Annotated in this window: 8 protein-coding genes; 5 read left to right on the top strand and 3 right to left on the bottom strand. The window is 49.4% G+C overall.

From position 1 onward, the window contains the following. Positions 1-110 precede the first annotated feature (110 nt). Positions 111-2,099 (top strand): methyl-accepting chemotaxis protein, encoded by a 1,989-nt coding sequence (locus TJ79_RS09185; protein WP_040950008.1) that lies wholly within the window; start codon positions 111-113, stop codon positions 2,097-2,099. 230 nt (positions 2,100-2,329) lie between these two features. Here the strand turns inward: TJ79_RS09185 and TJ79_RS09180 are convergent, their stop codons facing one another. Beyond that, on the bottom strand, positions 2,330-2,926 hold the full coding sequence (locus TJ79_RS09180) for an NADPH-dependent FMN reductase (RefSeq protein WP_081756800.1): 597 nt from the start codon (positions 2,924-2,926) through the stop codon (positions 2,330-2,332). Between the two features lie 462 nt (positions 2,927-3,388). Here TJ79_RS09180 and helD point away from each other — a divergent pair, with 462 nt between their 5' ends. The 3 genes from helD (at position 3,389) to TJ79_RS09165 (ending at position 9,280) form a co-directional block, all read left to right on the top strand. Further along, positions 3,389-5,806 (top strand): RNA polymerase recycling motor HelD, encoded by a 2,418-nt coding sequence (helD, locus tag TJ79_RS09175; protein WP_040950006.1) that lies wholly within the window; start codon positions 3,389-3,391, stop codon positions 5,804-5,806. 179 nt (positions 5,807-5,985) lie between these two features. Next, positions 5,986-6,714 (top strand): GntR family transcriptional regulator, encoded by a 729-nt coding sequence (locus TJ79_RS09170; protein ID WP_040950005.1) that lies wholly within the window; start codon positions 5,986-5,988, stop codon positions 6,712-6,714. A gap of 181 nt (positions 6,715-6,895) precedes the next feature. Next, the gene (locus tag TJ79_RS09165; protein ID WP_040950004.1) at positions 6,896-9,280 is read left to right on the top strand and encodes a phosphoketolase family protein; all 2,385 of its coding nucleotides are present in this window, start codon (positions 6,896-6,898) and stop codon (positions 9,278-9,280) included. A gap of 392 nt (positions 9,281-9,672) precedes the next feature. On the opposite strand, the gene tlp is transcribed toward TJ79_RS09165, so the two are convergent. Both tlp and TJ79_RS09155 read right to left on the bottom strand, forming a co-directional pair. Continuing rightward, entirely contained in the window at positions 9,673-9,897 is a 225-nt protein-coding gene (gene tlp / locus TJ79_RS09160) for a small acid-soluble spore protein Tlp (RefSeq protein WP_040950003.1), read from the bottom strand. Positions 9,898-9,997: 100 nt separating this feature from the next. Then, a complete protein-coding gene (locus TJ79_RS09155) occupies positions 9,998-10,798 on the bottom strand; it encodes an AAC(3) family N-acetyltransferase (RefSeq protein ID WP_040950002.1) in 801 nt (266 codons plus the stop codon). Positions 10,799-11,136: 338 nt separating this feature from the next. On the opposite strand from TJ79_RS09155, the gene TJ79_RS09150 reads away from it, so the two are divergent. Next, positions 11,137-12,359 (top strand): DEAD/DEAH box helicase (locus TJ79_RS09150; RefSeq protein WP_040950001.1); only part of this gene is annotated, 1,223 nt, incomplete at its 3' end.

The raw sequence follows: 12,359 nt of genomic DNA, 5'->3' as shown, positions 1-12,359 counted from the left end.
AGTGACATGTTGTCAGTTCCGGTGTATATATGCAATAAATGTAAATTTTAACCGTTTTACAACAACATAGGTAGGCATAAGGGAATGCCTGCGCCGAGGAGAATGTAAAGATGATGAAAAAGGGGATCCCGGTTTTTCGCAAATTCAAAGGCATTTCGATCAAAGCCCGATTATTTATTTCATTTCTTACTTTATTGATTATTCCTGTCCTTGTGGCTTCCTCTTTTTCCTATTTAACCGCAGCCAACCAACTGAATGACAGTATCTCCCAATCTGCAAAAGAAAATGTGAATATCGCGAATCATTTGACTGAACAGTATCTTCAAGCAGAGATGCAGAACGTTCAATTGCTTTCCGAATTGATGGACTCCTCAGCGGCCGATGCAGCGAACAGCGGAGTCCAAACGTTCATTGACAACTTCACAACCAATCATCCGGAAGTGGAGCTTCTCATCCTGGGAAATGACAAAGGCCACTGGATGAAATCTCCAGATCCCGGCAAGCAAGAGTACGATCCCCGGACAAGGGATTGGTACAAATTGGCCATGAGCAAGCCGGGCGAAGTCGTCATCAGCGATCCGTACGTTTCTGTGAGTACGAATAATGTAGTGTTCTCCATTAGCAAAGCAACAAAGGATAAAAAAGGCGTAGTTTCCATTAATTTAAGCATGAAGCATTTCGCCGAAATTTTCAGTGATGTCAAAATCGGGAAAGAGGGTTATGTCTATATCCTCGACCGTAACAGCAAGTTCGTTTACCATCCGAAAAATGCGGCTGGAAGCGAAGCCACCGGTTCACATTACGAAAAAATGTTGGCCCAAACCGCAGGTATGATTGACTATAAGCTGAACGGCGTCAAGAAGCGAGCCGCCTTCGAAACCAATGAGAAGACAGGCTGGAAAATCGTCGGCACCATCGAGTTGAAGGAGGTTGACAAAGCCACTCAGCCAATATGGGTAGCTGCTTTGGTTGTTGAGACCATTTTCATTACGATTGGTATTCTTCTGGCGATATTCATTGTCCGCTCTATTTCGGGTCCGCTTAAGCACCTGGTGGAAGCCTCCGCACGTGTCGGCAACGGTGACTTGACACAGCGGATTGAAACGAAATCTAAGGATGAACTGGGCCATCTTGCGTCATCATTCAATGGAATGACCGAATCCCTGCATCTTGTTTTGCATGAAGTGTCCGATGCATCCAGCCAATTAGCGGCTTCTTCGGAGGAAATGATCGCAAGCGCCGAACAGACGATTAAAGCCTCCGAGCAAATCACCATGTCTATCCAAGAAGTGGCATCCGGTGCGGAAAGACAGTCTCTGTCTGCTACGGAAACCGCGTATGCCATGTCGGAAATGTCGGTGGGCATCTCGAGAATCGCCGAATCGGCTAACCAGATTGTGGATACGTCGATTTCAACTGGGCAAGATGTTGAGGTGGGAAGACAGGCTATCTACGAAGTTACGTCCCAAATGGTCTCCATTCGGGAGTCCGTTATGGATACGGCTGAAATGATCGGCAAGCTGAGCCGTCTTTCAGAAAACATTCGAGATATGAACTCAGCAATTGCCGATATGTCGACGCAAACCAATCTTCTTGCTTTGAATGCGGGAATTGAAGCTGCTCGGGCGGGAGAACACGGAAGAGGATTTGCTGTTGTCGCTACCGAAGTGCGGAAACTGGCGGAACAGTCCAAGAGCACCGTGGAACGTATTCTCGTTGTCATTATCGAGATGGCCTCCCTTATGGACAAGGCTAAACATGATATGGCGCAGAAGACACAGCAAGCCGATGAAGGTCTCACCATCGTGAACAAAGCGGAGCAAGCCTTCCATCAGATTGAAAAGTCGACCCAAAGCATAGCCGATCAAATTGTGGAAATTTCATCGGTTACAGAGCAGATGTCAGCCAGCGCCCAGCAAGTAGCCGCTTCAGTTGACGAAATGGCCAACTTGTCCAAAGAGTCGAATGGGAATACGCAGAGCGTCTCGGCTGCATCGGAAGAACAGTTGGCTACCATGGAAGAAGTGGGCCAATCGGCCAAGGCTTTGGCGGAAATGGCTGAAAAGCTTCATAGTGTCGTTGAACGGTTTAAATTGTAGTCAACCCTGATCGCGAATTTGCTGAAAACCACGGGCCTTATCGGCAAGTAACACCAGCAGTATACACTCCCTAGATTGGATATTGGAAAACCCTTCGCGGGTTAGTCCGATGGAATTCCAGGGAGTGTTTTTTTATTTGAAATAGAGTATCTGTGAAAACAGAACAAGCTGACACCGGTTGAAAACCGGCGCCAGCTTGTAGATTAGGTCTTTTTAATTGTCCTTAGAAATTATCTCAACGTTTTTAAAGCACCGCTCCAAGCGATCACTTGGTCAAGCATTGCGGTTACATTGGGAAGATGCAGATCCGCCGGTTTGAAGGTGGTCATATTTTCAAAATCCGTAAACAGGGACAATGCGGGGTGGACGCGAACATCGGCAACCAGCAGTTCTCCCAGAATGCCGCGGAGATGTTCCGCTGCACGGGTTCCGCCTGAAGAACCGTAGCTGACGATACCGGCCGCTTTGTTATTCCAAGCTTCGCGGGCAAAATCGAGGGCATTTTTCAATGCGCCCGTGATGCTGTGGTTATATTCCTGAGCGATGAAGACGAAACCGTCGAGGCTGTCGAGCTTTGCATTCCAGGCAGCGATTCCGGGTTCCGATCCGTCGGTTGTTCCGAGAAACGGAAGCTTATAATCCGCAATATCAACGATTTCGTAACTCGCGTCTCCACGTTTGTCGGCGATGCCTTTAACCCATTCCCCTACTTGCGGGCTTACCCGGCCTTGACGTGTGCTGCCCAAGATGATGCCAATCTTTAAATTTTCCTTCGTCATGATTTCTTCCTCCTCAGTTCTTCCAAATAGTTTATTTAAGAAACCCAATTCATTCACCGCCAGCCTTTTCTTGTTGTTTCATTCGTTTAAGATACTCTAAAATCGTAAGCTCATAAATAATAGTAACTCATTGTAATCGACAAGGGAAGAAGGTACTTAAAAGAAACCTGGTATCCCGAAAGATACCTACTCCTTTCGTTTTGCGACCACACTTTTCTTCATCATATTTTGTCCAAACCGGATAAAATATTCATCCTTAAGATTTGGATATTACAGGAAGATCATGTTTGCTAGCGGTTTAGAAGCAGAACAAAAAAGAACCCGAGCTAGGAGCTGGGTTCTCTCTTTCTGAATTGCGCGCAAAGACGCATTATGGTAATATGAAAAGACGATTGTTCTGTTTACGAAAGACACAAGTAACCTATTTTATTTACACCTTAATCATAGCACGTGAATTTGTGGTTTGTCAAATGTTTTTTCTTATGCCAATGAGAAGGAGCGGATTCAAAGATGATTAACGCAAAAGACTGGCAGCAAGAGCAGGATCGGCTGGATTTGATCATGGAAAAGCTTGAGGCGAGAATCATTGAACTGCAGCCCGAGGTAAATCAACTGCACGAACAGGCGGCGGATATCCGCAAGCGGTTTTGGGAAGAAGTTACGGTCAATACCAGCACGCAAGAAGACTTCGAGGAAAGCTACTTCACGATTAAGCAGCAAGCTGCAGTATTGTCGGAAAGGGAGCGGCGGCACCGCCAGCTTATCCAGCAATGGAAGAGTTTGAATAGGCTCATGGTTTCTCCCTATTTCGGGCGTATCGATTTTCTGGAGGATGGCCAGAAGGAAAACGAGCAAGTTTATGTCGGCGTATCGTCTTTTGTCGATACGAACGGGATGAGTTTTCTGATTTACGATTGGCGTACACCCATTGCAAGCCTGTATTACGACTATCCTCCGGGTGAAGCTTCTTTTGAAACGCCGGGAGGACTCATTTCAGGAACGATGACGTTAAAAAGGCAGTATCAAATAAGCGACGGTCAACTTCGGAACGTGTTTGATTCGAGTTTGACGATAGGCGATGAACTGCTCCAACAGGTTTTGGGCAAGGGCGCAAATCCCCAGATGAAAAGTATCGTAGCGACAATACAGAGGGAACAAAACGCCATAATCCGCAACGACGAAAGCCGAATGCTCATGGTACAAGGGGCGGCGGGAAGCGGCAAAACCTCTGCAGCGCTGCAGCGTGTGGCTTATTTGCTGTACAAACACCGGGATAGACTCAAAGCCGACCAAATTGTATTGTTTTCGCCGAATCCGATGTACAACAGCTATGTATCCACCGTCCTCCCCGAGCTTGGCGAGGAGAATATGCAGCAGACGACTTTTCAAGAGTATTTGGAATATTGGCTTGGAGCCGAGATGCGGCTGGAGGACCCATTCGATCAGCTTGAGTATGTATTATCGGATGAAAAAAAGCCGGGTTATGCTGCCCGGTTAAGCGGAATCAAGTATAAGTCGTCGGAAGCTTATCTCCAAGCCCTTCAAAACTATGCGCTATGGCTGGGGCGGAAAGGCATGCGCTTCAACGCCATCCGCTTCCGGGATCGTGACGTCATCACCGCAGAGCAAATGGAGAAGCAATTTTACAGCTATGACCCTTCCGTTCGGCTGGGAAATCGCGTAAATCTGCTGCAGGAATGGTTGCTGAGGGAACTGTCGCTCTTGGAACGCAAGGAACGGGAGCAGCTTTGGGTTCAAGAGGAATTGAATTACTTGGATAACGAGCAGTATGCCGAAGCCTATAAAGCGCTGCGTAAAGAAGAGGGAGTCTTCCACTTCGCCGAACAATTCGTCGATGCATTCAACATGAGGCCCGGGCAAGGTCAGCAAGAAGACGACGACTTTGATTTTGCCAAAAAAGAAGAAGATTTGCTGCGCCGCATGGTGGTGAAGGAGCGCTTTAAGCCGCTTAAACGAAGCGTCAAGCGAATGGAGTTCATCGATATGATCTGTCTATACGTCCAGCTTTTCGATGGCGTTGCGTCTTACCAGGAGATGACGAAGGAAGCCGATGTGCCGGAATGTTGGCCGGACATCTGTAGTGGGACCAGGGAGAAGCTGAGCCGTGCCGAGTTGTTTTATGAGGATGCGACCCCTTATCTGTTCTTAAAAGAACTGGTCGAAGGAGTACGGACCAATACGGAAGTGCGGCATGTTTTCGTTGACGAAGGCCAGGATTATTCGATGTTCCAATACGTATTTTTGAAAAAGCTGTTTCCCTATGCGCGCATGACGGTGCTAGGGGATTTCGGCCAGGCGATTTTCACCCAGTCCATGAATTTGCATGAAGATGATTCGCCTCTAATCCGTTTATTCGGCCTGGAGGATACGAGCCGAATTTTTCTCATCCGCAGTTACCGTTCGACTCGAGAGATTGTGGAGTTTACGAAATCGATGCTGCCTCATGGTGAAGCCATTGTCCCCTTTGATCGCGGCGGACGGAAACCGCTGCTCCTGAAAATGGCCAGTAGTAAAGAACGAACAAAGCGGATAGCCGCGGATGTTGCCGCGCTGCAAGCCGAAGGCTTCCCATCAATTGCTGTCATAACGAAGACGGAGGCGGAAAGCCATGAGGCTTTCGAGGTGCTGAATGCCGCGGGTTGCCAAGAGCTGACGCTCATTAGTAAGAAAACTCCCGCATTCGAGAAGGGAGTGATGGTGATCCCAGCTTATCTTGCCAAGGGCGTTGAATTTGACGCCGTGCTGATTTACGACGCTTCCACGCAGACGTACCGCCGGGAAAGCGAGCGCAAACTCTTTTATACGGCATGCACTCGCGCCATGCACCGGCTTCTATTGTACTCAGTCGGGGAATGGACTCCCTTAGTCCAGACATTGGATCCATCGCTGTATGACGTGAAGGATTGAAGCCAAGCAATAGGCGCTGAGAGGCCGGAATTCAACAACAGGTGATCCGCTTGGGATGTTACAAGTGGGATCGCCTGTTTTTTTGTAACGGCGAGGAAATGAATGACACTACTCCGCGGGTGGAAGAAATGGTATCATGGTAATGGAATCGATTTTTTTGAATCGAAGTGGAGGATTGCATGGCACAATTAGTCTATAAGCAAATCATCGACGATCTGAAAAAGAACATTTTTTCCGGCCAGTATTCGGATATGAGGTTGCCGGACGAACGCAGTCTTGCCAAAACTTACGAGGTCAGCCTGAGCTCCGTGAAACGCGCTCTTACCAAAATGGAGAGCGAAGGGATCATTTTTAAAAAACGCGGGTCCGGAACCTATATCAATCCGTTATACATAAAAAACGAATCCATCTTCAACTACGAAGGTTCGAATTTGGGCGTCACCGACAGCTTTCAAATGAACGGTAAAAAGCCGAAGACCAAAGTGTTGAATTTTGAGGTGATTCCGCCACCTGAAGATATCCGGCAGGAATTGTTCTTGCAGCCCCATGATTTCGTTTATAAAATCGTTCGCCTGCGTCTGTTTGACGACGATCCCTTTATGATCGAGACGGGCTACATACCGATAAAGATCGTTCAGGACCTGAACCAAACGATTATCGAAGGGTCCATCTTCAATTATCTAGAAGACTCGCGCAACTTGGCCGTTACCAAATCCTTCGTATCGATATTCGCAGAGCCTTCCACTGCTAATGATCAAGATTTGCTGCATCTGAAGGAAAATGAGCCGGTGAGCATTATGGAGGGCATTTTCTTTCTGGACAACGGGACTCCCTTCGAGTTCTCCCACATGCGTTTTCACTACAAATACTCGAAATTCAATACGATCGTATCGGTTCAATCGAAATAAGGCCAAAGCTCCTTTTGGTCTTATTTTTTTGCGCCAACCTCCGTATTTACACAAGTTTGTTCAAAAATTCACAAAATTGATACGTATCACTTTTGAAATAGGTTGTATTATATTTCACAAGCGGTATGATGATCTTGTGGAAATGATTGATAGAGAGAACGATATATAAGGAGTGGAGAAGATGACCGTACTAAACCTGAAAGTCGATTATTCGTCCAAAGCCTATTTGGATAAACTCGACGCCTATTGGCGCGCGGCGAACTATATTTCCGTTGGGCAGCTGTATTTGAAAGACAATCCATTGCTGAAAGAACCGCTGAAAGATTCTGATGTGAAGGTAAAACCCATTGGACACTGGGGAACCATTCCGGGGCAAAACTTCATCTATGCTCACCTGAACCGTGTCATCAACAAGTACGACCTAGATATGTTCTACATCGAAGGACCGGGTCACGGCGGCCAGGTCATGGTGTCCAATTCCTATCTTGACGGCAGCTACACGGAGATTTATCCGCAAATTACCCAGGATATCCCTGGCATGAAGAAACTGTTCAAACAATTCTCGTTCCCAGGCGGGGTCGCTTCCCATGCCGCACCGGAAACGCCTGGATCCATTCATGAAGGTGGAGAGCTTGGCTATTCCCTCTCTCATGGCGTTGGCGCGATCTTGGATAATCCTGATCTGATTTCGGCTGTCGTTGTTGGCGATGGTGAGGCAGAGACAGGACCTTTGGCTGCTTCGTGGTTTTCTAACCGGTTCATTAACCCTATCACCGATGGCGCAGTACTGCCTATCCTGCACTTGAACGGGTTCAAAATCAGCAACCCGACAATACTATCCCGTCAATCGAAAGAAGAGATCACCGCTTACTTTAAGGGCTTGGGTTGGGAGCCATTCTTTGTAGAAGGGTCTGACCCGAATAAAATGCACCCGGCCATGGCTGAGGCGCTGGATGCCATCATCGAGCGGATCCAATCGATTCAAAAGCATGCCCGTGAAAACAATGACGCAACTCGTCCCGCATGGCCGATGCTCGTATTCCGTTCCCCCAAAGGCTGGACGGGACCGCAGGAATGGGATAACGTGCCTAACGAAAATTCCTTCCGCGCTCACCAGGTTCCGATTCCCGTCGACCAAAAGCATATGGAGCACGCTCCCGCGCTGCTTGAATGGATGAACAGCTACCGTCCTGAGGAACTGTTCGAGGATAACGGCCTCTTGAAAGCTGAAATTGCCGCCATCATGCCGAAGGGCGACAAACGTATGGGCAAGAACCCTGTTACCGATGCGGGCAAGCTCGTCAAAGACTTGAAATTGCCAGATTTCCGCGAGTATGCCCTTGATAACTCCGTTCCCGGCAAAGTGATTGCGCAAGATATGCTGGTTCTGGGGAAATATTTGAAGGATGTCGTTCTTCTTAACGAAGAGAACCGGAATTTCCGGATTTTCGGACCTGACGAAACGATGTCCAATCGTTTGGGACCTGTTTTCGAAGTAACCAAACGCCAGTGGATGGATGAAATTATCGAACCGAACGATGAATTCCTGTCCTCTTACGGCCGCGTGATCGATTCCCAATTGTCCGAGCATCAAGCGGAAGGTCTGTTGGAAGGCTATGTATTAACCGGACGTCACGGTTTCTTCGCAAGCTATGAAGCTTTCCTACGCGTTGTTGATTCGATGCTTACCCAGCACTTCAAGTGGCTGCGCAAAGCAACGGATCAAGGCTGGCGTGCGGATATTCCGTCCTTGAACGTGGTTGCTACATCGACGGTTTTCCAACAGGATCATAACGGATACACCCACCAAGATCCGGGTTTATTGGGTCACCTGGCTGATAAAAAGCCGGAATTCATCCGCGAATATTTGCCTGCTGATGCAAACTCCTTGCTGGCTGTTTTCGATACCGTATTGAACGACCGTCAAAAGATCAACTTGATCGTTTCATCGAAACACCCGCGCCACCAATGGTTCTCTGTAGAAGAAGCCAAGGAATTGGTGGAAAAGGGCTTGAAAATCATCGATTGGGCAAGCACGGATCATGATGGGGAACCGGATATCGTCATCGCTTCGGCCGGCACGGAACCGACTATTGAAAGCTTGGCTGCGATCACCATCCTCCATGAAAAGCTGCCGCAGTTGAAAATCCGTTATATCAACGTGGTTGATCTGCTCCGGCTGAGAAGTCAAAAGCTGGACCCGCGGGGCTTGTCCGACGAGGAGTTCGATCGTTATTTCACCAAGGACAAACCGGTTGTCTTCGCTTTCCACGGTTATGAAGGTCTGATTAAAGATCTGTTCTTTGAGCGTCACAACCATAACCTGCATGTTCACGGCTATCGGGAAAATGGCGACATCACAACGCCGTTTGATATGCGCGTATTGAACCAAATGGACCGTTTTGACTTGGCGAAGGAAGCAGTACTGGGTCTTCCAGAAGCTCACAAGTACAAAGCCATCGCAGATGAAATGGATGCGATCATTGCGAAGCATCATCTTTACATTCGCGAAGAAGGCGTCGATCTGCCGGAAGTAGACAGCTGGGTATGGAAAGAATTGAAATAAGGCATTAGTTATCAGGTAGTAAACCGGATAGCGGGAGAGATAGTAAAAAAACGGCAGCCGTAAGCGCATATGCGCGAGGCTGCCGTTTGGCGTTTTTCATTTCCGCTTCGGCATCGGTCCGTAACGAAAGATTCTGACCTTGTTTGTCTTGCTATTTAGACGATCCCCCATCAAAATGAAGGTATTGATTGGATGGAGGTAAGAAGTTTTATTATGGGCAATCTGACGATTGATGTGGGGAGATACCGAGGAATCCGTCATTCTTCACGCGGATCAAGCCCTTTACGCTTCTAAAGAAAACGGCAGAAACCGATCAACTCATTATTCGGAGTTGGTTTAAAGGATCGGGCGATCCGGCTGGAGTTAGGCTCTGGCTGAACCGCCCGGTTTCTCTATTCTTGGGAATGCTGCGCTTCGTCCTTGATTTCCGAACGGAAGCCGCTGATGGCTTCTTTACGGCGCTCGTTCTTTTCTTCGATCTGGCTATGCTCCTCGCTGCTGATTTCGGAAGAAAACTCTTCCAGATAATCTTCAGCTTCATGGAGATTTTCCTGAGTGTTCTGGATGCTTTTCTGCAAATGGTCGACATTGTCCGCCCGGTTATCGGGTTTTGCCATGGTAATCGCCTCCTTGTCGGTAATGCGCCCGTTGGAGCGCTACCCGGTAGTTTGATCGCCTATGGGGGACACTATACACCGAATAGAAGATTTATCGGTTCTACACTCGATTGCGGTCCATCCATGCGGTTGCCCAGTCGACTAGCGGTCGTTGGGCCAGAAGCCGGACATCGGCGTTCCCGACTTTATGCACCTTGATGTTCATTTCTTTATCGAACTGCTGTCCTAGCCGGATAAAATCTTCGTCCTCCACGGCTTGGGTCCTGTAAGTGACCCATTCTCGTTTCCCGTTTATCAGGATGGCGCTGCTTTCTTCCGTGAACGCTTTGTTCGGGAAAATGGATCTCGTTTCCGCCAGATGGAGAGAGGTGTTTTTATCGTAGCTGACTCCGATCAAAAGCACATAACCGTCAAGTTGGTACAGCTTATCTAGCGGCGAGCCATCGCCAAAGATATTGCTCAAATCATGATTCTCCGTTAGAAAGGCAGCGTGTTTGCCAACCGCAGCCAGGGAACGTGCCGGGTGATCGGATCTTTTCGCTCCCGGCCATGTACGCAGCATCTCGGCTACAGCGCCCATGCCGATTGCGGGCGTAACCTCTTTGTCATAGGCTGGCCAGTGCTCTCTTAGGATCGGCCACCATTCCACCGGCTCTTCCCAATGCACGCCTGTGGAGGGGTCGAGGTTTTTCCACGTTTGCGACGGCATGATCAAGGTTCCTTCTTCTCCAACGATTTCAAGAAGAGCTCGGATAACCGTTTCAGCGCCGCCGACAACAAAGCCAAGTTTTCTGAGCGAAGTGTGAACCATGACGGTTTGCCCCGCTTGAAGGCCGCACTTTTTAAACTGGTCGATGAGATCATCTTGGGTGAGAATAACTCTCGTATCTTTCGTGTTCATAAAATTGGATCGCCACCTTATCCTAAAATAAAAAAACAACCCGGCTACAAGTAGCGGGGTTGTCTCTAGCGTATGCTAGTGAAGCATTGCCCTTAGATTGAATTGCTTTCTACATTATACCAAAAACGTGTAGAATCTTACAGAAAATTCGGCAGCCAGATTGAAACCATCACCGCGACTGGGGATTGGGTTGGATTGTGGATTCGCGTTGTTTTTCACCGGTCATCCGGTTTCTGGTGCGGTTTGCGTGTTTTTCGGTACGGCGCTGGATAAAATGGTATAATGAAGGTTGGCTTATGGGAGCAACACTATATTACGGAAAATGAGGATTATGACGAATGACGAATACATTCGCCGGTTTGGGGATTCCCCCGGAGTTAAGCAACGTTTTGTTGAAAGATGGTATCCGGGTTCCTACCCCGGTTCAGGAGAAAGCGATCCCACTGGTGCGGGAGGGCAAAGATGTCATCGCCCAGGCGCAGACGGGGACAGGGAAGACGCTGGCTTTTGTTTTGCCGATATTGGAAAAGATTGATCCGGAGCTGAAAGAGGTTCAGGCTCTGATCGTCACGCCTACCCGAGAGTTGGCGATTCAGATTTCCCAGGAAGTGGGCAAGCTTGCCCCTGCTGTTGGAGCGGCCGTTCTGGCCGCCTATGGCGGGCAGGATGTGGAGGGACAAATCCGCAAACTGAAGCGGGTGCCGCAAGTGATCGTCGCTACCCCCGGACGTTTGTTGGATCATGTTCGCCGACAGACAGTGGATCTGTCCAAGTTGGCGATCCTGGTGCTTGACGAAGCGGACCAAATGCTGCATATGGGCTTTCTAACGGAAGTTGAAGACATTATCCGCCGCACTCCCGCCACCCGGCAAACGCTGCTTTTTTCGGCGACGATGCCGGACAACGTGCGGCGACTTGCAAGCAAATATATGCGCGAACCGTTGGATATTCAAGTGAAAGGCGAGCAGGTAACCGTTGCGGCTATCCGCCAGATCGTTATCGAAACGACGGACCGGGGACGGCTTCAGGCGCTGAAGGATTTGATCCTGCAGCATCGGCCGTATTTGGCCGTGGTCTTCTGCCGCACGAAAATCCGCGCCAAAAAGCTGACGGAGGAATTGCAATTAGCCGGTTTCAACGCCGACGAGCTCCATGGCGACCTGTCTCAGGCAAAGCGGGAGCAGGTGATGCGCCGATTCCGGGAAGCCGACCTGCAAATTCTCGTGGCGACTGATGTCGCAGCCCGGGGGCTTGACGTGGAAGGGGTCACTCATGTCTTTAACTACGACATGCCGCAGGATGCGGAGATGTATATCCACCGTAGCGGCCGTACCGGGCGGGCAGGGGAGAAAGGCACAGCGATTACGCTGTCGTCGCCCCGGGACCGCGGCGGTTTGCTGCGCATCGAGGCCGAGATCGGCCAAACGCTGGAGCGCCGCACCATGGACGGCGTGACGCTGCCGGCGGGCGGCCGCAACAGGCGCGGCGGTGCTGAGCGCGGAGCGGCTGAGGGCCGCGGACGGCGCGGCGACGGGGCGGCCGATAGCCGTGGCGAGCGGGG

It is taken from the genome of Gorillibacterium massiliense (assembly GCF_000455485.1).
Classification (GTDB): Bacteria; Bacillota; Bacilli; order Paenibacillales; family NBRC-103111; genus Gorillibacterium; species Gorillibacterium massiliense.
Note: the sequence above shows the minus strand (reverse complement) of the source record. Positions and strands in the feature narration are given on the sequence as shown.